The 21,074-nt window shown below is 74.4% G+C and carries 18 protein-coding genes; 12 read left to right on the forward strand and 6 right to left on the reverse strand.

What is annotated here, in order from left to right; all coding sequences use genetic code 11:
- Positions 1 to 907: 907 nt before the first annotated feature.
- The 4 genes from EDF38_RS02005 to EDF38_RS02020 form a co-directional block, all read right to left on the reverse strand.
- The gene (locus EDF38_RS02005; protein ID WP_123353718.1) at positions 908 to 1,924 is read right to left on the reverse strand and encodes an ABC transporter substrate-binding protein; all 1,017 of its coding nucleotides are present in this window, start codon (positions 1,922 to 1,924) and stop codon (positions 908 to 910) included.
- A 118-nt stretch (positions 1,925 to 2,042) separates the two neighbouring features.
- Positions 2,043 to 2,927 carry an ABC transporter ATP-binding protein gene (locus tag EDF38_RS02010; RefSeq protein WP_123353719.1) on the reverse strand — a complete coding sequence of 295 codons (885 nt, stop codon included), beginning with the start codon at positions 2,925 to 2,927 and terminating at the stop codon, positions 2,043 to 2,045.
- On the reverse strand, positions 2,924 to 4,060 hold the full coding sequence (locus tag EDF38_RS02015; protein WP_123353720.1) for an iron chelate uptake ABC transporter family permease subunit: 1,137 nt from the start codon (positions 4,058 to 4,060) through the stop codon (positions 2,924 to 2,926). Before EDF38_RS02015 ends, EDF38_RS02010 begins: the two co-directional genes overlap by 4 nt.
- Entirely contained in the window at positions 4,057 to 5,172 is a 1,116-nt protein-coding gene (locus EDF38_RS02020; protein ID WP_233572135.1) for an iron ABC transporter permease, read from the reverse strand. Before EDF38_RS02020 ends, EDF38_RS02015 begins: the two co-directional genes overlap by 4 nt.
- Positions 5,173 to 5,438: 266 nt before the next feature.
- Here EDF38_RS02020 and EDF38_RS02025 point away from each other — a divergent pair, with 266 nt between their 5' ends.
- The 9 genes from EDF38_RS02025 to deoC all read left to right on the forward strand — a co-directional run bounded on the left by EDF38_RS02025 (position 5,439) and on the right by deoC (position 15,714).
- Entirely contained in the window at positions 5,439 to 6,038 is a 600-nt protein-coding gene (locus tag EDF38_RS02025) for a hypothetical protein (protein ID WP_123353721.1), read from the forward strand.
- 173 nt (positions 6,039 to 6,211) lie between these two features.
- Positions 6,212 to 7,453, forward strand: coding sequence for a signal peptidase I (locus EDF38_RS02030; protein ID WP_123353722.1), 1,242 nt, complete (start codon positions 6,212 to 6,214; stop codon positions 7,451 to 7,453).
- A 177-nt stretch (positions 7,454 to 7,630) separates the two neighbouring features.
- A complete protein-coding gene (locus EDF38_RS02035) occupies positions 7,631 to 8,620 on the forward strand; it encodes a substrate-binding domain-containing protein (RefSeq protein ID WP_123353723.1) in 990 nt (329 codons plus the stop codon).
- The gene (locus EDF38_RS02040) at positions 8,617 to 9,729 is read left to right on the forward strand and encodes a galactitol-1-phosphate 5-dehydrogenase (protein ID WP_199734554.1); all 1,113 of its coding nucleotides are present in this window, start codon (positions 8,617 to 8,619) and stop codon (positions 9,727 to 9,729) included. The genes EDF38_RS02035 and EDF38_RS02040 overlap by 4 nt, the downstream gene beginning before the upstream one ends.
- A 1-nt stretch (position 9,730) precedes the next feature.
- Positions 9,731 to 11,332: a ribulokinase gene (locus EDF38_RS02045; RefSeq protein WP_123353724.1), complete on the forward strand. Its 1,602-nt coding sequence runs from the start codon at positions 9,731 to 9,733 to the stop codon at positions 11,330 to 11,332.
- On the forward strand, positions 11,329 to 12,288 hold the full coding sequence (locus EDF38_RS02050) for a sugar-binding transcriptional regulator (RefSeq protein ID WP_123353725.1): 960 nt from the start codon (positions 11,329 to 11,331) through the stop codon (positions 12,286 to 12,288). Before EDF38_RS02045 ends, EDF38_RS02050 begins: the two co-directional genes overlap by 4 nt.
- 1 nt (position 12,289) lies before the next feature.
- Positions 12,290 to 13,888 carry a sugar ABC transporter ATP-binding protein gene (locus tag EDF38_RS02055; protein WP_123353726.1) on the forward strand — a complete coding sequence of 533 codons (1,599 nt, stop codon included), beginning with the start codon at positions 12,290 to 12,292 and terminating at the stop codon, positions 13,886 to 13,888.
- Positions 13,881 to 14,936 carry an ABC transporter permease gene (locus tag EDF38_RS02060; protein WP_123353727.1) on the forward strand — a complete coding sequence of 352 codons (1,056 nt, stop codon included), beginning with the start codon at positions 13,881 to 13,883 and terminating at the stop codon, positions 14,934 to 14,936. The genes EDF38_RS02055 and EDF38_RS02060 overlap by 8 nt, the downstream gene beginning before the upstream one ends.
- Positions 14,937 to 14,994: 58 nt before the next feature.
- Complete coding sequence (gene deoC, locus EDF38_RS02065) at positions 14,995 to 15,714, forward strand: deoxyribose-phosphate aldolase (protein ID WP_123353728.1); 720 nt, start codon at positions 14,995 to 14,997, stop codon at positions 15,712 to 15,714.
- A gap of 70 nt (positions 15,715 to 15,784) precedes the next feature.
- Here the strand turns inward: deoC and EDF38_RS02070 are convergent, their stop codons facing one another.
- Positions 15,785 to 16,339, reverse strand: a complete 555-nt coding sequence (locus tag EDF38_RS02070) for a CGNR zinc finger domain-containing protein (protein WP_123353729.1) — start codon at positions 16,337 to 16,339, stop codon at positions 15,785 to 15,787.
- A 93-nt stretch (positions 16,340 to 16,432) separates the two neighbouring features.
- On the opposite strand from EDF38_RS02070, the gene EDF38_RS02075 reads away from it, so the two are divergent.
- Complete coding sequence (locus EDF38_RS02075; RefSeq protein WP_199734555.1) at positions 16,433 to 17,416, forward strand: DMT family transporter; 984 nt, start codon at positions 16,433 to 16,435, stop codon at positions 17,414 to 17,416.
- A 24-nt stretch (positions 17,417 to 17,440) separates the two neighbouring features.
- Here the strand turns inward: EDF38_RS02075 and EDF38_RS15790 are convergent, their stop codons facing one another.
- Positions 17,441 to 17,608 (reverse strand): hypothetical protein, encoded by a 168-nt coding sequence (locus tag EDF38_RS15790; protein ID WP_158613301.1) that lies wholly within the window; start codon positions 17,606 to 17,608, stop codon positions 17,441 to 17,443.
- 303 nt (positions 17,609 to 17,911) lie between these two features.
- Between EDF38_RS15790 and EDF38_RS02085 the strand changes: the two genes are divergently transcribed.
- Together EDF38_RS02085 and EDF38_RS02090 are read left to right on the forward strand one after the other, a co-directional pair.
- On the forward strand, positions 17,912 to 19,471 hold the full coding sequence (locus EDF38_RS02085) for an alpha/beta hydrolase (RefSeq protein WP_148061430.1): 1,560 nt from the start codon (positions 17,912 to 17,914) through the stop codon (positions 19,469 to 19,471).
- Positions 19,468 to 21,021, forward strand: coding sequence for a GMC family oxidoreductase (locus EDF38_RS02090; RefSeq protein ID WP_123353733.1), 1,554 nt, complete (start codon positions 19,468 to 19,470; stop codon positions 21,019 to 21,021). The genes EDF38_RS02085 and EDF38_RS02090 overlap by 4 nt, the downstream gene beginning before the upstream one ends.
- Positions 21,022 to 21,074 lie beyond the last annotated feature (53 nt).

The raw sequence follows: 21,074 nt of genomic DNA on the forward strand, positions 1-21,074 counted from the left end.
CCCCCCGGCGTCCGTCGGACCCGACGTCGCGTCGGTCAGGGGAGGGGGAGCCGGACGCTGTCCGGCGACCGCGTCTCGCGGTGGCGATCCGACGTTCGGGCGACGTCCAGGCTATCGGCCGCCTGCGCGTGTGACGTCGGACGACCGGGCGGAGGAGGGGGTGAACCTGCCGGGCTCCGGGTGGGTGGTTCGCCGGGGCGCGGCCGCCCGGTTCGGGTCGCGTTCGGCCACGCCCCGACAGCCGGTGACGGAGGGGCGCCGCTGCTCCTCGTCCGCGCCGCGCGCGTCGGGCACCGCGTCGTCGGCTCGTCGTCGGGTCGACGGCGCTGACGACGAGGGGCTGCCACGGGCGGCACGACATCGGGTGACCCCAGGCTGACACATGCTCACGAATGGATCTGCCCCGGGATTCGGGGGCTTGCCCCGGGTGTCGGCCAGCCGGCGGGCGCGGCTCGCCGGGGCCTGCGGGGCCCGCCGGCGGGCGGGGCCCGCGCCGCCCGCCGGCGCGCGTGCACCCGCACGCACCCTCGAGACTCGCACGCACCCTCGAGACTCGCACGCACCCTCCAGACCCGCGCGCACCCCCCAGACCCGCGCGCAGCCTCCAGACCCGCGGCACCCTCGAGACCCGCGCGCACCCTCGAGACCCGCACGCACCCTCGGGCGCGCCGTGGGGTGCGTGCGGGTTCGCGGGGTGCGGGCGGAGCGGGGCGCGCAGCGCGGCTCGGGCGGCGCGGGCCGAACGCGGGCCGTCCGGGTGCGGGCCGGCCGTGCGCGGCGGGGCTCGCCGGGGCCTGAGGGGGCCGCGCGGGTGCGGGTCGGGCGCCGCGGTGCGGGACGACGGGGAGGCGCGGGCGGGCTCCTCGGGGGAGCCGGCCCGCGCCTCCGGCGCTGGTGGGTCTGCGGCCTACAGGGCCGTCGAGGAGCGGAGGATCTCGGCGAGCTCCGTCATGTGGGCGGCCTGCGAGCGGTAGTCGAGGGCGCCGCCGGACCAGCCGTCGTGCGACTGGCCGGCGACGAGGGCGGGGTGCGAGGCGAAGGTCGGCTGCTTCTCGAGGTCGGCGTTCTGGTAGCCCTCGTTGTTGACCAGCAGCACGTCGCCGGTCATCATCTGGGACGCGTTCTCCCAGCTGAAGATGTCCCAGTAGTAGTAGCCGTCGGGGTGCAGGTTCGTGTATTTCACCCCGAGGCTCGAGTAGAGCTCGGTCTCGGGCTCGTCCATCGGCTTGGTGACGTAGACGCCGTCGGCGTCGGCGTACATCGCCGTGACCTCGAGGTCGCTCTCGGCCGCCGCGGCGCTGAGGTCGGCGGCGGCCGCGTCGAACTCCGTCTCGGCCTCGGCGATGGTGTCGTCGCTCACGCCGAGGGCCTCGGCGAGCCTGTTGAGGCTGTCGATGACGTCCATGCCCGCGCCCCCGACCTCGATGGCGACGATCGGGGCGATCTTCTCGAGCTGCGCCTGCTGCTCGGCGTCGGCCAGGCCGTAGAGCGGCCCCTCGAGGTCGAGGGTGCCCTCGCGGTCGGCCGGGTAGATGCCCGCGACGATGAGGTCGGGAGCCGACTCGGCCAGGGCCTCGAGGTCGACCTCGCCGTACGAGTTGCCGACGATCGCCGTGTCGGAGATGTCGTAGTCAGCCAGGCGTTCGTCGCTCGCGACGTCGTAGCGGCCGAACAGGGCGACGGGCTCGACGCCGTAGCTCATGAGGCCGATCGCGTAGTCGGTGTAGCTCGCGATGCGCTCGGGACGTCCGTCGAGGGTGACCGTCGTGCCGGTGTCGTCGGTGAAGCTCCACTCGGAGTCGGACGACCCGCCCTCGGCGGGCCCGGCCTGCGTGGCGCAGCCGGCGGTGCCGAGCACCAGGGCTGCGGCGACGAGGGGGACGAGGAGGCGGAGGGGGCGGCGTGCTGCCGTCGAGATGTTCACGTGAGCAAGGTTAGCCTAACCTAACTTGCCAGGGCGAGACGGGTGACGGGGTCGTGATGAATCCGTGATGCGGGGTGCGCCCCGGCCCGCCCCGCCCCGCGCGACCCGGCCCGCCCGGCTACGCGTCCCGCGGCACGACCAGCGGCGCTCCGCTCGTCGGGTCGGGGATGACGAGCGCGTCGAGGTCGAACGCGTCGCGGAGCACCTCGGGCGTGAGCACGTCCCACGGCGCACCGTCGCCGAGCACGCGGCCGCGTCCGATCACGACGAGCCGGTCGGAGTAGCGCGCCGCCAGGGTCAGGTCGTGCAGCACCATGACGACCGTCGCGCCGCGCGAGCGGTTGATCGACCGCACGAGCCGCAGGATGTCGAGCTGGTGGCTGAGGTCGAGGAACGTCGTCGGCTCGTCGAGCAGGATCGTCTCCGCCTGCTGGGCCAGCACGAGCGCCAGCCAGGCCCGTTGCAGCTGACCGCCCGACAACGTCCCGACGTCCCGCGCCGCGAGCTCGGCCAGGCCGGTGGCCGCGAGGGCATCGTCGACGGCGGAGGCGTCGGCCGCGGTCCAGGGCGTGAGGAGGCTCTGGTGCGGGTGCCGCCCCCGCGACACGAGGTCGCGCACGGTCGTCGCCGACGGGGTCAGCGGCTTCTGCGGCAGGATCGCCAGCCGTCGCGCGACCGCCTTGCCCGAGAGCGACCGCACCGGCGCGCCGTCGATCTCCACGTGTCCGGCGGTCGGTGCGAGCAGTCGCCCGAACGCCTTGAGGATCGTCGACTTCCCGCTCCCGTTCGCCCCGATCAAGGTCGTCACCGTCCCGCTCGCCACCTCGAGGTCGAGCCCCTCGAGGACCACGGCGCGCTCGTACGACAGGGTGACGCCCCGGGCTGCGAGCGCCGGAGGCGCGGCGCCGACGAGCGGGTCGCCGGCGGTCTCGGGGGCGGGGCCCGCGCCTCCCGGGCTCGGGGCGGTCGCGGTGCGGGTGGTCTCGTCGGTCGTGCCGGTCATGCCGATCGATCCTCTCGTCGGCCGCGGATCAGCAGCCAGATCAGGTAGGGCGCGCCGATGATCGCCGTGAGGATGCCGACCGGCACCTCGCTCGGCAGCACCGCCCGGGTCACGAGGTCGGCCGCGACGACGATGAAGGCGCCCGTCACGGCCGAGGCGAGCAGGGGCGGGCGCCCGGTGCCGGTGAGGCGCCGGGCGAGCTGGGGGGCGACGAACGCGACGAACTCGAGGGGCCCGCTGGCCGACACCGCGGCCGCGGTCAGCAGCACCGCGCAGGCGAGCACGACGATGCGGTGGCGCTGCACCGCGACGCCGAGCCCCGTCGACAGGTCGTCGCCGAGCTGGCTCACCTCGAGCGCGGACGACTGGGTGGCCGCGAGCGGTCCGATCACGGCGAGCACGACCAGCGCCGGCCAGACGCTCGCCCACGAGATGCCCGACAGGCTGCCCACGAGCCACTGCGTCGCGGCGGCCGCCTCGGTGATCTGCGCGCGGGCGATCATGTAGGTCGTGAGGCCGGTCAGGGTCGCGGTCGCCCCGATGCCGACGAGGATCAGCCGGTAGCTGTCGACCCCGCCGCGCCAGGAGAGCCCGTAGACGACGACCGAGGTGACGAGGGCGCCGACGACGGCCGCGACGGGCACGCCGACGCTCAGCAGGCCGCCCGTCACGGCGTAGCTGCCGCCCGCGAGCACGATCGCCGAGACGGCGCCGAGGCCCGCGCCCGACGTGACGCCGAGGATGTCGGGGGTCGCCAGCGGGTTCCGCGCGAAGGTCTGGGTGAGCGCGCCGGCGAGGCCGAGGCATGCCCCGACCACGAGGGCGCCGGCCACGCGGGGCAGGCGCAGGTCGACGACGATCAGCTCCTGCGCGGGGGTGCCGAGCCCGACGAGCGTCCGCACGACGTCGCCGAGGCCGAGCGACGACGAGCCGGCGGCGACGCCGACGAGCGACACCAGCACGACGACCACGACGGAGGCGCCGGTCGCCACGACGAGACGGGTGCGGCGGGTGCGTCCCGGCCCCCGTCGGTCGGCGGGCGGGGTCGGGGCGGCGACCCGCGCCTCCTTCTGTCGTGGCGTCGGCGTCGGCGGCGTCTGCTGCGGCTGCGGCTGGGTGGTCGAGGCGCTCACAGGGCGGCCGTCTTCCCGCGGCGGACGATCAGGATGAACACGACGCCGCCGACGACGGTGAGGACGACGCCGACCGAGACCTCGGCGGTGCCGCCGACGAGGCGGCCGACCACGTCGCAGGCGAGCAGCACGACGGCCCCGACGAGGGCCGAGGCGGGCAGCAGGCGACGGTGGTCGCCGCCGACGAGGGCGCGCGCGAGGTGCGGGGCGGTCAGGCCGACGAAGCCGATCGGTCCGCTGAGGGCGACGGCGCTCGCCGTCAGCAGCGTGATGGCGCCGAGTCCGATCAGCCGGGTGCGGAGCAGGTGCTCGCCGAGGCCGCGGGCGAGCTCGGCGCCGAGGGCGAGCGTGTCGAGCGAGCGGGCGTTGAGCGCCGCGAGCACCACCCCGAGCAGCGCGGGCACGAACGCGGCCCCGAAGCCGTCGAGGGTGCGGCCGGACAGCGAGCCGACCACCCAGATGCGGTAGGCGGCGAGGGTCGTCTCGTCGGAGAGGACGAGGTACGAGGTGATCGCGACGAGGAAGGCCGAGACCGCGGAGCCCGCGATCGCGAGGGGGACGGGGCTGGCGAGGCCGCGGCCGAGGGCGGCGACGGTGAAGACGAGGACGCTGGCGACGAGCGCGCCGACGAGGGCGAGCCAGAGCGTCGTCAGCACGGAGCTGGTGCCGAGCACGTAGACCCCGACGACGACGGCGAGGCTCGCCCCGGCGGAGACCCCGAACAGGCCCGGGTCGGCGAGCGGGTTGCGGGTCTGGCCCTGCATCACGGCGCCCGCGAGGCCGAGGCAGGCCCCGACGAACAGGCCGAGCACGGTGCGCGGCACGCGCGAGCCCCAGACGACCGAGCCGACGTCGCGGGCCGGGTCGAGCAGCGCCGCGGCGACGGTCTGCGGGGGGAGGAGGTTGCTGCCGAGGACGAGGCTCGCCGCGGCGACCGCGAGCGCGAGGGCGAGGAGGACCGCCAGGGCCGCGGGGGCCGGGGAGCGGAGGGCGCGGGGGCCGCGGCCGCCCCCGGCCGTGCGGGGGACGCGGACGGTGCGGGGAGAGCGGGCAGAGCGGGTGCGGGGGTGGTCGCCGCGGGACGTCGGTGGGGCGGGGTCCTGGGTGAGCACCGGGTAAGCGTAGCCTCACCTAACCTCTTGGTGCGAGACCGGTCCGCCGCCGGTCGGGCGGTCGGGGCTCCGCACCGCCCCGTTCGGGGGGCGATGACACCTCTTGTCGAGCGGATGAGGATGACTTATCTTGATTGTCGAACCACCACCGCACGCCGAGACCTCACCACTCTCGGGCGACGTGGCCCCACGGCGACCTCACCAGTCGCGAGGCTGCTCGTGACCCCGCCGTCGGTGTCGCCGCGTTCCAGGATCAGGACCTCGCCATGCCCATCGCCACGCCCCGCGCTGCCCGCCTCGCCGCCTTCATCGGCGTCCCCGTCGCCCTCGTCGTCTCCGGGGTGCTCGTCTCCTCGGCGTCGTACTCGGCCTTCTCGGCGACGACCCAGAACCCCACGAGCAACTGGACGGCCGGCTCGGTCGTCCTCGCCGACGACGACTCGAACGCCGCGCTGTTCACCGTCACGAACATCAAGCCCGGCGCGTCCGGCTCGAACTGCATCAAGGTCACCTCGACCGGCTCACTGCCGTCGAACGTGGTCCTCTACGGCACGGGCGGCACGCCCGCGACCCCGCTCGGCTCCGCCCTGACCCTCTCCGTCGACCAGGGCACCGGAGGCGGCTTCGGCTCGTGCACCGGCTTCGCGGCCGACGCGACGGGCGGCTCGGTCTACTCGGGCACGGTCGCCGGCTTCGCCGCGGCCCGCACGAACTTCGCCACGGGAGCCGTGCCGTGGACCACGACCGGCGCCGCCAGCGAGTCGAAGGTCTACCGCTTCACCTGGTCGCTGCCCGCCGGTGCCGCCAACTCGCTGCAGAGCGCGACCACCTCGCTCGGCTTCACCTGGGAGGCCCAGAACAACTAGGCCCCGCCCGGGCCCGCTCCGGCTCGGGCCCCGGTCGGTCGGCCGGGTCCTCATCGCCGAGTCCCTTCGCCGAGGGCGGGCACGAAGACCCGCCCTCGGCCGGAGGGGGAGCAGGCCCGCACCGCCCCCGCCCCGCACCGCCCACCGCACCCGCCCCCGGACGAGAGGCCGTCGTGAGCTCGCACCCCGCACACGCCCTGCCCGGGCGACGCGCGGCCGCGGGCACGGCGGCCGCCGGCGCGGCAGCAGGTGCCGCGGCCGTCGTCACGAGCCCCGACGCCGCCGACTGGGCCCGCATCGGCGTCGCGACCGTCGCCCGCGGGCTCGTCGCCGTGCTGCTCGGCCTCGCGTTCTGGGCTGTCGCCCCGCTCGTGCTGGGCTGGCAGCCCACGACGGTGATGACCGGCTCGATGGAACCGCGCATCCAGGTCGGCGACGTCGTCGTGGCCCGCCCCGTCGCCGAGACGTCGCTCCAGCCCGGCCAGGTGCTGCTCTTCGACGACCCCGACCAGGCCGGTCACCTGCGCCTGCACCGCTTCGCCGAGCCGGGCGTCGACGGCCTCGTCGTCACCAAGGGCGACGCCAACCCCGAGCTCGACTCGACGCCGGTGGAGCGCAGCGCGGTGCACGGCGTGGCGATGGTCCGGGTGCCGGCCGTCGGCCTCCCCGTCGTCTGGGCCCGCGAGGGCCAATGGTCTCGCCTGGCGCTCGTCGTCGCGGCGTTCGCCGTGGTGCTCGCCCTGACCACCCTCGACGGCCCCCTCCGCCGCGGCCCGGTCGCCCCCGGTGCCGACGGCGGCGACGACGCCGGCCCGCGCGTCCCCCCGCTCGACGGCCACGAGGAGGCGCGCCCCACCCACCCGTCGCCCGTCGCCTCCGCGACCCCCTCCGACCCGGTCCCGGCGCACGCCAGCGGCACGAGGCGGGAGCTCCGCCGCCTCGAGCGCCGCCGACGCCGCCTGCGCGCCGCCGCCGCGGGGACCGCCGTGGTCGTCGGGGCCGCCGGCATCGGCTTCCTGCTGCCCGCGGAGGCGCTCGCAGCCCCCTTCGGCGCGAGGACGACCTCGCCGACGAGCACCATGACGGCGTACACGGTGCCGGCCGCGACAGCGGTGACGTGCGTGAACTCGACGTCCAACAGCGGCGTCGTCATCTCGTGGAGCTACCCGACGAGCGTGCCCGCGAGCGACCCTGCGTCCTTCACCGTGACGATCGGCTCCGCCACGCAGGACTTCCCCGGAGCGACCCGGGCGATCTCGTACAACAACGTCGGGCTGCTCGACCTCGGCACGGTGTACCCGGTCACCCTCCGCACGAACGACGGGTCGGGCTGGACCAAGCCGGGATCCAACACCACGGGCATACGGATCGTCTCGGTGCTCGGTCTCGGTGCCACGGTGCGCTGCGCCAACTGACCTGGCGCCGCCCTCTCGGAGAGAACTCGCCGTTCTCGGTGCCGGCCGCGTCGCCGCGCGCGTCAGGCCAGCCGTCGTTGCTCACATGAGCAAACTCCTGCGCGGATGTTGACCCGTCCTCGAGACGCGACCTACCTTGTGGCAGGCCCAACGAGGGGCCTCTCTCCAGGAGGAACGATGAAGTTCTCACGCACGATCCCCGTGGCCGCCGTCGTGGCCGCCACGACGCTGGCGCTCGCCGGCTGCTCCGTCCCCGGCGAGGCCGGCACCGCGGTCAAGACGGTCGCCGCCGACGACGCGCTCACCATCGGCTTCAGCCAGGCGACCCAGCAGAGCCCCTTCTACGTGTCGCTCAGCGACGCGGCGTCGGCCCGCGCCGAGGAGAACGGCGACGAGCTGCTCATGGTCGACGCGAACGGCGACGTCACGAAGCAGAACAACGACGTGCAGGACCTCATCACCCGCGGCGTCGACGTGCTGATCATCAACCCGGTCGACCCCAAGGGCATCGCACCGGCGCTGGCGGCGGCGGAGGCGGCCGGCATCCAGGTCGTCACGGTCGACCGCCCCGTCGAGAGCGGCGCGGTGTCGTTCGTCGGCCGTGACAACGAGGCGATGGGCAAGCTCGTCGGCGACCAGCTCGTGGCGACGCTGGGCGACGCCGGCGGCACGGTCGTCGAGATCCAGGGCGACGCCGGAGGCGCGGTGGCGGCGGCGAGGAGCGCCGGCTTCCACGACGCGGTCGACGCCGTCCCGAGCATCGAGGTCGTCGAGGGCCCCTACGCGAACTACGTGCGCAGCGAGGCCGTCACGGCCATGCAGGACCTGCTGCAGGCGAACCCCGACGTGAAGGCGGTCTACGCCCACAACGACGACATGGCCCTCGGGGCGATGCAGGTGCTCGGCGAGAACGGCCGCAGCGACGTGAAGGTGTTCGGCGTCGACGGCCTCATGGAGGCGGTCGAGGCGATCGCCGACGGCGACCAGTACGTGGCGACCGCCGTCAACGACCCCGGGTCGGAGGGGGCGTCCGCCGTGGACACCGCCAGCTCGGTGGCCCGCGGGGAGGCGGTCGACGAGTTCGTCGACGCCGGCACCGGACTCATCAGCAAGGACAACGCGTCGACCCTGGTCGGCACCACCACGTTCGCGGAGGCGACCAAGTGACCATCGACACCACGACCACCGACAGCACCGAGGCCGGACCGCGGCCTGCCGCGGCAGGGCACGAGATCCCCGAGACCATGACGGCGGCGGTCATGTACGCGCCGGGCGACATCCGCGTCGAGGACGCCCCCGTCGAGCGTCCCGGCCCCGGCCAGGTGCTGCTCGAGGTGGCGGCCTGCGGCGTCTGCGGGTCGGACATCCCGCGGATGCTCCGCAACGGCGGCTACGTGATGCCCATCATCTGCGGCCACGAGTTCAGCGGCCACGTCGCCGAGCTCGGCGAGGGCGTCACCGGCTTCGAGCTCGGCGACCTGGTCTCGGTGCCTCCCCTCATCCCGTGCCGACACTGCGACTTCTGCGTCCGGGGCGACTTCGGCCTCTGCGTGGACTACGACTACTTCGGCAGCCGCAGCAACGGCGCCTACGCGCAGTACGTCGTGTCGCCCGTCGGCAACCTGCTCAAGATGCCGGCCGGCATCGACCCCCGCGCCGCGGCCATGCTCGACCCCGCCGCCATCGCGCTCCACGCGCTCTGGAAGACCGGCCTCCGCACGGGCCAACGCGTGCTGGTCGTCGGCGCCGGGCCCATCGGCCTGTTCGGGGTGCAGTGGGCGAAGCTCGCCGGCGCGGGCGAGATCGTGACGATCGACCTCAGCGCCGAGAAGTCGGCGATGGCGATCGAGGCCGGTGCCACGCACGCGGTGAAGACCCACGACGAGGCGAAGGCCCTGGCGGGCCGCGGTTTCGACGTGGTGCTCGAGTCGGCCGGCGTGCCGGTGACGGTCGACATGGCCGCCGGCCTCGTCGGCCCGAAGGGCCACGCCGTCTTCATCGGCATCCCGCACGCCGAGGTCACCCTGTCGAAGGAGACCTTCAACACCTTCCTGCGCCAGGAGGTGACGCTCCACGGGTCGTGGAACAGCTTCTCGGCCCCGTTCCCCGGCGACGAGTGGCGCACGGCCGCCGAGAAGCTCGCGAGCGGCGAGCTCAAGTGGGAGTTCATGATCACCCACCAGCTGCCGCTGTCGGCGCTGCCCGACATGATGCAGGTGCTCGGCGCCCGGTCGGAGCACAGCTCCAAGGTGATCTTCATGCCGAACGGGGACTGACGTGGGCGTCCTCCTCAGCATCGACCTCGGCACCGAGGGCGCACGGGTCGGCGCCTTCACCGACGACGGGACGTCGCTCGGCTCGGTCCACCGTCCGTACCGGACCTCCTTCCCCCGACCCGGGTGGGCCGAGCAGGACCCGGAGGAGTGGTGGTCGGCGTTCGTCGACGCCGCCCGCACCCTGCTGTCGACCGACGCGTGCCGTACCGCCGGGCCCGTGGTCGCCCTCGCCTCCGCGACGACGGCCTCCACGGTGGCCGTCGTCGACGAGGCCGGCACGCCGCTCCGTCCGGCGATCCTCTGGATGGACTCCCGCGCCTCCGCGCAGTCCCGCCGCACCGCCGACCTCGCGGCGGAGCACCCGGTGCTCGCCTGGTCCGGCGGCTCGGACGCCGCCGAGTGGCTCGTGCCCAAGGCGATGTGGCTGCGCGAGAACGAGCCCGAGACGTACGAGCGCGCCGCGCGCGTCGTCGAGGCGATCGACTACCTCACCTTCCGGCTCACTGGTCGCTGGGTGGGGTCGCAGATGAACGCGGTCTGCAAGTACAACTACGACCCGATCGCCCGACGCTTCCCCGTCGAGCTCTACGCCGCCCTCGGCGTCGAGGGCCTCGCCGACAAGCTGCCGGACGCGGTCGTGCCCGTGGGCTCGGTCGCGGGCGAGCTGACGCGTGGGGCGGCCCACGAGCTCGGGCTGGAGCCCGGCGCTCCGGTCGCCGTGGGAGGGATCGACGCGCACGTGTCGCTGCTCGCCTGCGGCGGCGAGTGCGAGGGTCTCGTCTCGCTCGTCTCGGGCACGTCGTCGGCGATCGTCGCCGAGGTCGACGCCCCCGTCGCCACGACCGAGGTGTGGGGGCCGTACCCGCAGGCCCTCCGCACCTCGAAGTGGCTCGTCGAGGGCGGCCAGGTGACGAGCGGCTCCGTCCTGAAATGGGTCGGCGAGGGCATCATGGGCGTCGCCCGCGACGACCTGCCGGGCCTCATCCAGGGCGCCTCGGCCGTCGACCCCGAGGTGCACGGCCTCCGCGCCCTCGACTTCTTCATGGGCAACCGGACGCCCTACCGCGACGCACGCCTCCGCGGCGCCGTCGTCGGGCTGACCCTGGGCACGACCCGGGAAGAGCTCTACCGGGCGGCCGTCGAGGCCGTCGCCTGCGGCACGCGCGGCGTCGTCGACTCCTTCGAACGCGCCGGGGTCTCGTGCGACCGGCTCGTCTTCTCGGGCGGCATCGAGAAGAACGCGCTGTGGCAGCAGGTCACGGTCGACGTGCTGGGCCGGGAGGCCGAGATCGTCGACGGCGACAACCTCACCCTCCGCGCCTGCGCCGTCATCGGCGCGGTCGGCGCCGGCCTGGTCGGCAGCCTCGACGAGGGCGCGACCCTCTTCGCTCCGCGCACCCGGGTGCTCACGCCGGACTCGGCGCGGCACGAGGTCTACCGCGAGACGTACGACGACTACGTGGAGCTCGTCGGCGCGCTCACCCCCGTCATGCACGCGACGGCGGCCCGCCAGGAGGCGCGTCGCACCGCCGCGGCGTCGCTGCCGTCCGACGCCCGCTCGCTCCTCGTCCCCGGGGTCCGGGGCAGCGCGGCGCTCCGATGAGCGCCCTGGGCGTCGGGAGCGAGCCCGACCGGTCGGAGCTGCTGCTCTCGGTGGCGCAGTCGTACTACGAGCGCGGCCGCACGCAGGAGGAGATCGGGCGAGACCTGCACCTCACGCGCTGGAAGGTGGGGCGCCTCCTGGAGGAGGCCCGCACGGAGGGGATCGTCCAGATCCGCGTCGTGCACCCCCAGGCTCGGAAGAGCGACCTCGAGCAGGAGCTCCGCACGAGGTTCGGGCTCGGCGCCTGCGTCGTGGTGCCGACGCCGGACGACGACGAGCAGGGCCACGCCCACGTCGCGCTCGCCGCCGCGGGGTGGCTGCGGTCGCACGGCGACCGGCTCCGCACCCTCGGCGTCTCGTGGGGCAACACCATGGAGGGCGTCGCGGCCGTCCTGCCGCAGGGGTGGACGCACGGCATCGAGGTCATCCAGGTCAACGGCGGGATCAGCCGCTCGGTCCGCCCGACGACGGCCGCGAACGTCGCGCTGAGCATCGCCCACAGCGGCGACGGTCGTGCGACCCTGCTGCCCGTGCCGGCCATCGTCGAGCACGTCGGCACGCGGGAGGCCCTCTACGGCGAGAACTTCGTCGTCGAGGTGCTCGAGAGCGCCCGCGCCGCCGATGCCCTCCTGTTCTCGCTCGGGGCCCTCGGCCCGCGCAGCGTGCTCGTGCAGAGCGGCGCCGTGGGCGCCGACGAGCTGCTGAGGCTGCGCGGCGCCGGCGCCGTCGGGGACGTCCTCGGGCACTACGTGACGACGGACGGCGGCATCGCCGACGACGACGTCGAGAGCCGCACCGTCGGGCTGACGCTCGACGACCTGCGCGCCCACCCCCAGAGCGTCGCGGTCGCCGCCGGCGCCGCGAAGTCCCGCATCATCACCGCCGCCCTCGTCAGCGGCCTCTGCTCCGTGCTCGTCACGGACGAGGCCGCGGCTCGGGCCGTCCTGGAGCACTGACATGACCGTACCGAGACCCGTGGCCGAGGCCGCGACGCGCGTCGACGGAGACGCGACCGACGAGACGGCGTCGCCCCGCGCCTCCTCGACGTCCCCAGGGGCCGGCACCGCCGTGCCCGCCCTCGTCATGAGCGGCATCGTGAAGTCGTTCCCCGGCACGCGGGCGTGCGACGGGGCGTCGCTCGAGGTCGCCCGCGGGGAGGTGCACTGCCTGCTCGGCGAGAACGGTGCGGGCAAGAGCACGATGATGAAGATCCTGTCGGGCTCGTACGTGCCCGACGAGGGCTCCATCACCCTCGACGGCGAGCTCGTCTCGTTCTCGAGCCCGCTCGACGGGGTGCGCGCCGGCATCGCGACCATCTACCAGGAGCTCGACCTCGTGCCCGACCTGACGGTCGCGCAGAACCTCTTCCTCGGGCACGCACCCACCCGCGGACCGCTCGTCGACCACCGGCGTCGCACCGAGCTCGCCGCCGAGGCGATCCGCCGCGTCGGGGGCACGTTCTCGCCCTCGGCCGTCGTGCGATCGCTCTCCGTCTCGGAGCAGCAGCTGACCGCCATCGCCCGGGCCCTCACGAGCGACGCGCGGGTCATCGTCATGGACGAGCCCTCCGCCACGCTCACCGAGCACGACCTCGAGGCCGTCTTCGACGTCATCCGCGAGCTCGTCGCCGAGGGGCGGTCGATCATCTACATCTCGCACCGCCTCGACGAGGTCAAGGCGATCGGCGACCGGGCGACGGTCATGCGTGACGGCCGCACCGTGTCCACCCACGCCGTCGCCGACGTCAGCAAGCGCGACCTCGTCGACGCCATGATCGGGCGCGAACTGGCCGAGTCGGAGAGCACGACGCGGCCGCCGTTCACGGGCGCCGGGCAGCTGCTCGACGTCGAGAGCGCGGTCATCCCGGGGGTGCTCGACGTCCGCGGCGTGCGCGTCCGACCCGGCGAGATCGTCGGCCTCGCGGGTCTCGGCGGCGCCGGTCGGACGACTCTGCTCGCCTCCGTCTTCGGCGACTCGTCGGCGACGCTCGACATGACGTTCCGCGGCCGCCGGCACACGCGCATGTCGTCGCAGCGGGCCGTCGCCCTCGGCATCGGCCTCGTGCCGGAGGACCGCAAGCGCCAGGGCCTCCTGCTCGACCTCTCGATCCTCCGCAACGCCGGCCTCGCCGCCCTGCGGCCCTTCGGCCTGAACCCGGCCGCGGCCGCCCGCCGCGTCGCCGCCGGTCCGCTCGCGGGGCTCGGCGTCAAGTACGCCAGCGTCGACCAGGCCGTCGGCCAGCTCTCCGGCGGCAACCAGCAGAAGGTCGTCCTCGCCAAGTGGATGGCCCGCGGCATCGACCTCCTCCTGCTCGACGAGCCGACCCGCGGCCTCGACATCGGCGCCAAGGCCGACCTCTTCGCCCAGGTGCGGGAGCTCGCCGCGACCGGCGTCGGAGTGCTGATGGCCAGCAGCGAGCTGTCCGAGCTCACCGAGAACTGCGACCGCGTCTGGGTCCTCCACGAGGGCCGCAACGTCGCCGAGTACGAACCCCACCAGACGCCCGCGGCCGAGATCGCCCGCGCCGTCGTGACAGGAAGCATCGACCATGACTGACAACGCCGTCATCACCGACCCGACCCGTGCCGCAGGGAGCGGCGGCGGAGCCGGTCCCTCGGGTCCGCGCAAGCCACTCGTGCCGGGCAGGGCGACCGGCCGCCAGCAGCGCCAGGCGCTCCTGGTGCGGTTCAACCTGCTCATCATCTTCGTGGTGCTGTTCATCGTGGCGTCGATCGTCGCTCCCGAGTTCCTCTCGCAGCAGAACCTGTCCAACCTGCTGCAGCAGTCGAGCCTCGTCGGCATCGTCGCGATCGGCATGACCGTGGTCATCCTCACCGCAGGCATCGACCTCTCCGTCGGCAGCGTCGCCGCGCTCGCCGGGATGCTCGTCGCGATCTTCATCGGCCTCGGCGTCCCCTGGCCGATCGCCGTGCTGCTCGCCGTGGGCGCCGGCGTCGTCAGCGGCGGGGTCGTCGGCAGCCTCATCGCCTACCTCAAGCTCCCCGCGTTCATGGTGACCCTGGCGGCGCTGCAGAGCGTCCGCGGCGTCACCTACCTGACCACGAACGGCACGCCCACGACCTCCGAGATCCCCACGGGCCTGCGCTTCCTCGGCGCCGGGTCGATCGCGGGCGTCCCCGTGGTCGGCGTCCTCTTCATCCTCGTCACGGTCGTGGTCGCCTTCGTGCTCAAGCGCACGACCTACGGCGAGTACGTCTACGCGGTCGGCAGCAACAAGGACGCCGCCCGCCTCTCCGGCCTGCCGGTCAACCGCATCCTCACGAGCGTCTACGTCATCTCAGGCGGCCTCGCGGCCTTCGCCGGGGTGCTCCTCACGGGGCGCCTGACGATCGGGCAGCCGACCGCCAACCAGGGACTCGAGCTCGACGCCATCGCCGCGGTCGTGCTCGGCGGCACCAGCCTGTTCGGGGGCAAGGGCGGCGTCGCCGGCACCTTCATCGCCGTGCTGCTGCTCTCCGTGCTGCGGAACCTCTTCAACCTGATGGGGCTGAGCTCGTTCTTCCAGATGGTCGTGACGGGCCTCATCCTCGTCGCCGCGCTCGTCATGAACCACGTGCTCGACCAGCGCGGCAAGCGCGCCTGACCTGCTCGGCAGCGACCGCCTGCTCCACGACCCGCCACCCACGAGAGAGAATCGACGCATGACCGACACCACCCCCACCACCGGCGCCGCCGCGCCCACCGCCGCCGACGTCGCGCGGATGATCGACCACACCCTGCTCAAGCCCGAGGCGACCCGCGCCGACGTCGACGCGCTCGTCGCCGAGGCCGTCGAGCTCGGCACCTACTCCGTCTGCGTCTCGCCGTCGATGCTGCCGCTCGTGCTGCCCGAGGGCGCCGACCTCAAGATCGCCGTGGTCGCCGGGTTCCCGAGCGGCAAGCACACGAGCGCGGTCAAGGCCGCCGAGGCCGCCGAGGCCGTGGCCGCCGGCGCCGACGAGGTCGACATGGTCATCGACGTCGGGGCCGCCAAGGCCGGCGACTTCGCCTCCGTCGAGGAGGACATCGCCGCGGTCCGCACCGCCGTCCCCGCCCCGACCGTGCTCAAGGTCATCATCGAGTCGGCCGCGCTCAGCGACGACGAGATCGTCGCGGCCTGCCGGGCCGCCGAGTCGGCCGGCGCCGACTTCGTCAAGACGTCCACGGGCTTCCACCCGACCGGCGGCGCGACGGTGCACGCCGTCGAGCTCATGGCGCAGACCGTCGGCGGGCGCCTCGGCGTCAAGGCCTCGGGCGGCGTCCGCTCCCTCGCCGACGCGCAGGCGTACGTCGCGGCGGGGGCGACGAGGCTCGGCGTCTCGGGAAGCCGGGCCCTGCTCGGCGACGCGGGTGCCGGCGACGGGAGCGGCGCCGGGTACTGACCCGCGCCTCCCCGGCTGTCCCGAGGCCCCGTCCGCACCCGCGGGCGGGGCCTCGGTCGCGCCCGGCGGGTCAGGCCTCGGCGGCCCGGCGCTCGCGGAAGGCCAGCATGTTCATCCGGTTGCCGCACCGCACGCTGCAGAACCGCTTCGAGCCGTTGCGCGAGAGGTCGACGAGCACGCCCTCGCAGTCGTCGGCGGCGCAGGCCCGCAGCCGTCCGCACTCGTCGGTGCGCACCACGTCGACGAGCGCCAGGGCGGCCTCGACGAGGATCCGGTCGGCGAGGGGCGCGTCCTGGGCGGTGGCGTGCACGTGCCAGCCGAGGTCGTCGTGCCGCTCGAGCCGCGGCACGGCGTGCAGGCCCGCGAGCAGCGCGTTGAGCTCGGGCACCATCGCGTCGCGCTCCAGGGTCCAGAGCGACCGGAGGCGAGTGCGGGCCCGTCGCACGTCGTCGAGCTCGGCGTCGTCGCCGTCGAGCCGGCCCGAGAAGCGGAAGGTCGCCATCAGCGCCGCCAGCTGACCCCTCGTGGCCAGCTCGTCGTCGCCCGACCGCGTGGCGCCGGCGACGGTGTTGACGATCGCGGCGTCGAAGTCGAGCACGTCCTCGGTGTCAGGGGCGAAAAACATTTTGACTCCTTTCCTCCGGGGAGTCTAACCTCGCGGTAGCAGGTGTTCGTCATGACCCATCGGTCGTACGGCCCTGACAGTCGAGGAGTCGCCGTGTCGCGTCGTCAGCTCTCCACCGGTCTCGTGGTCGCGGTGGTCGCCGCGGCCTCGTTCGGGGTCTCGGGGCCCTTCGTCAAGCCGCTGCTCGAGAGCGGCTGGAGCCCGGTCGCGGCCGTCACGCTCCGGGCCCTCATCGGCGGCCTGCTGCTCGCGCCCCTCGCGCTCGTGCTGCTGCGCGGCCGGTCCGCGGCACTGTGGCGGGCCCGCTGGCGCGTCCTCGGCATGGCCGTCGTCGGGGTCGCCGGCACGCAGGTGCTCTACTTCGCGTCGATCGAGCACATCCCCGTGGGCACCGCCATCCTCATCGAGTACCTCGCGCCGCTTCTGCTCGTCGCGGTCGCGTGGGCGACCACCCGCCGTCGCCCGGCCGGGGTCGTGCTCGTCGGGTCGGCCGTGGCCGCCGTCGGCCTCGTGCTGGTCGTCTCCCCGAGCGGGGGCGGCTCGCTCGACCTCGTCGGCGTCGCGTTCGCCGTCGGGGCCATGGTCTGCTGCGCGGGGTACTTCGTCCTCGCCGCCCTGCCCGGCGACGGGCTGCCGCCCGTCGCGCTCGCCGCCTCGGGGCTGCTCGTCGGGGCCGTGCTGCTCGGCCTGCTCGGGCTGACGGGGCTCGTGCCCTTCACCGCGTCGACCGACCCGGTCGTCGTGCTGGGCGCCGTCGTGCCGTGGTGGCAGCCGATGCTCGTCGTCGGCGTGGTGTCGACGGCCGTCGCCTACGCGACGAGCATCACCGCGGGGTCGATGCTGGGGTCGCGCCTCGCCTCGTTCGTGGGCCTGCTCGAGGTCGCGGCCGCCGCCCTCTACGCCTGGCTGCTGCTCGGCGAGGAGCTGACGCCGCTGCAGCTCGTGGGCGGCGCGGTCATCGTCGCCGGCATCGTGGCCGTGCGGTCGGAGGCGGCCGCGACGGAGCCCGCCGAGACCGAGCCGGCGCTGCCCGGGGCGCCCGCGGTGCCGCTCGGCGACACGGCCGACGCGGCGTAGCCCGCCGGCCCGGCCGGTCGGTCGTCAGCCCTGGGGGAGGACGCGCAGCCGTGCCTCGAGGGCGGTGTCCCACACGACGGAGGCGACGTCGTCCTCGCGGCGGGTGGGTGCCGTGCCGCGGCGCACGACGCCGGAGGCGCCGGGCGCGATCGCCACGTCGGGGAGGGCCGGGTGCTGGTCGGCGGCGTTCATGCGGTGTCTCCCCGGGGCGGTGCGGTCGCTCGATGGTAGTGGGCGGGGGAGGCTCCCCTCACCACCGCGTCCCGAGGGCTGCGGCGGCTCCGTCGATCGTCGGTGACGAGGGGGGTGCGGCGCGGCCCCCAGTCCGGGTGGGCGGTGCCGGGGACGGCCCCGCGCCTCCGGCCTGATCCGTCCTCCCCAGGCCGACCCGCGGGTCGGCTGTCCCCCGAAGCCGCCCCGCTGCGAGCGAGGTCAGCCGCCCGGTCGTACCGTCGAGGAGCTGTCCGACGAGGGCCGCGACCACGAGGAGCCGCCTTGACCCACCCCACCGACCACCCCTCCGCCGGGGGCCCCACGACGACGATCGCCGGCGCCGGCATCACGAACGCGGCGCGCCCGATCGACGGCCCCACGGCCCGCCCGCACGACCGCCCCACCGCCTTCTGCCTGCATGCGCTCGGCGCGTCCGCCCTCGAGTTCGAGGGGCTCCGCGCGCACCTCGCCGAGACCCTCGACGTCGTCGCGATCGACCTGCCCGGCTTCGGCGACGCCGCCGACGACACCCGCGGCGGCGTGACGGTCGACGACATGGTGCGCCAGGTCACCCGGCGCATCCACGAGAACGGGGCGACCCGCTGGCTGCTCGTCGGCCACAGCATGGGCGGCAAGATCTCGTCCGTCGTCGCCTCGCAGACCCTGTCGGGCGCCAACGGCCTCTACGGCCTCGCCGGCGTCGTCCTCCTCGCGGCCAGCCCGACCAGCCCCGAGCCCATGGACGAGGAGCGCCGCGAGACGATGCTCGGCTGGGCGGCTGAAGGCCAGCTCGACGAGGCCGCCGCCCGTGAGTTCGTCGACGCCAACGTCGGCGCGCCCCTCGACCCCGCCGACGACGGGCGGATGACGACCGACGTGCGCCGCGCCTCCCGCGAGGCGTGGCTCGCCTGGCTCGAGCAGGGCAGCCGTGAAGACTGGTCGCCCGACGTGGGCGTGCTCGACGTGCCCGCGCTGATCGTCGCCGGCGGCGCCGACGGCGACCTCGGTCCGGAGGCGCAGCGTGCGCTCAACGGACGCACCTACCCCCGCGCCCGGCACCTGGTGCTCGACGGCGCCGGGCACCTCCTCCCGCTCGAGCGCCCCGACGAGGTGGCCGACGCGGTCGGCGCGTTCTGGCGTGACGAGGCCGGTCGGGCGCCGAGCCCGAGCCCCGACTTCTCGGCCACGATCGCCGGGCCGCGCACGAGCGCGAAGACGCGTGGCATCCTGGCCCGCCGGGCCCTCGCCGACGACCCGCGCTACGAGCCCCGGGTGCTGAGCGCGGAGCAGCTCCGCACCCTGCGTTCGCTGGCCGACGTCGTCGTTCCGCAGGACGCGGGCAGCCGCGCGATCGACCTCGCGGCCCGGGTCGACGCCCAGCTCGCCCGGGGGGAGGGCGACGGGTGGCGCAACGCCGACCTGCCGCCCGACCCCGAGGCGTACCGGCTGGCGCTCGACGCCCTCGCCGACTTCGCCGACCGCACCGCCGCCCAGCAGGTCGAGCTCGTGACGGCGATCGTGGCGGGCGACCCCGACCCCGAGCTGCAGCACCACGGCGACAGCGGCGGCGGCAGCTCGCACCACGGCGACCAGCCCGACGGCGGCGACGACGCACCCGAGCCGGAGGAGGCGCGCCCGCTCTCGGTCGAGCAGCTGACCGCCTGGTTCGAGGACTGCCGCGTCGACCTCGTGCGGCACTGGCTCTCGCACCCGGCGACGATGGAGCAGATCGGCTTCGACGGGTTCGCGAACGGCGGCGACGGCGTGCGCATGCAGGGGTTCCGGAGGCTCGGTGCCGACGAACGAGAGGGCTGGGAGCCCCGGATGGAGATGGCCCGATGAAGCTCGACGACATGACGAGGTACCCGCAGGACGAGGTCGTCGACGCAGTCGTGATCGGCACCGGTGCCGGCGGCGCCCCGATCATCGCCGAGCTGGCCGCGGCCGGCAAGCGCGTGGTCGCCCTCGAGGCCGGGCCGAACTTCGACCCGACGCAGTTCACCCCGGACGAGACCGAGGCCGTCGTCATCAACTGGATGGACGAGCGCCTGAGCGGCGGCGAGACCCCCACCGCCTTCGGCCAGAACAACAGCGGCCGAGGCGTCGGCGGCTCGACGCTGCACTGGGGCGCCTTCACGCCCCGCCCCGACCCTCGTGACCTCACCCTCAAGACGCTGACCGGCGAGGGAGAGGACTGGCCGATCGACCACGCCGAGCTGATCGGGTACATCGAGCGCGTCGAGGAGTTCGTCGGCGTCTCGGGCCCGGCCGAGTACCCGTGGGACGACTCACGCTCGTACCTCCTGCCGCCGGCGGCGCGGAACGCGTCGAGCGACATGATGATGGCGGCCTGCGCGTCGCTCGGCATCACCGCGACCGACGCGCCCGCCGCTCTCGTCACCCACGACCGGGACCAGCAGGGAGGCGGCCACCGGCACGCCTGCGTCGCCTGCGGTGCCTGCCACCAGGGCTGCCGGAACGGGGCCAAGGTCAGCACCGACACGACGTACCTGCCCGCCGCCGTCGCCGACGGCGCCGAGATCCGCGCCGAGGCGACCGTGACGGGCATCGAGCTCGACGACGAGGGCCACGTCCGTGCCGTCGTCTACGTGCAGGACGGCGTCGAGCACCGACAGCTCTGCGCCGCGCTCTTCCTCTGCGCCGGCGGGGTCGAGACCCCGCGCCTGCTGCTGCACACCGGCCTCGCCAACAGCAGCGGACAGGTCGGCCGCAACTTCATGGCCCACGGGGCCACGCAGGTCTGGGGCACCTTCGAGGGCGAGATGCGCAGCCATCGTGGCTACCCGTCGTCGATCATCTCGGAGGACTTCTACCGCCCGCAGGGCGACGACTTCGCCGGCGGCTACCTCATCCAGAGCCTCGGCGTGATGCCGCTCACCCTGGCGACGACCCTCGCGCGCGGCGCCGGCCTGTGGGGTCGCGAGCTCGTCGAGGCGATGGGCAAGTACCGCTTCATGTCGGGGGTCGGCATCAACGCCGAGTGCCTGCCGTACGAGCAGAACCGGCTCGTGCTGTCGGACGACCCGGCGGAGGTCGACGCGTTCGGCGTGCCGAAGGCCGTCGTCACGTTCACCCCGGGCGAGAACGAGAAGGCCATCGACGAGCACGCCGTCGCCACGATGACCTCGATCCTCGAGGCGGCGGGGGCGAGCGACATCCGCGTGCTCGCCCGCACGGCGCACACGATCGGCACCTGCCGCATGGGCACCGACCCCGAGCGGGCGGTCGTCGACCCCGACGGGCGCAGCTTCGACGTGCCGAACCTGTGGGTGTGCGACAACTCGGTGTTCCCGAGCGCGGTGGTGGCGAACCCGGCGCTCACGATCATGGCCCTCGGGCTGCGGACCGCCGAGAAGTTCCTCGCGGCCTGAGGCCGGTGCGCGGCCTCCGACCTCGTGCGCGAGTGTCGGAGGCCGCCCGTAGC

This window comes from Frigoribacterium sp. PhB160, assembly GCF_003751785.1.
Taxonomy (GTDB): Bacteria; Actinomycetota; Actinomycetes; order Actinomycetales; family Microbacteriaceae; genus Frigoribacterium.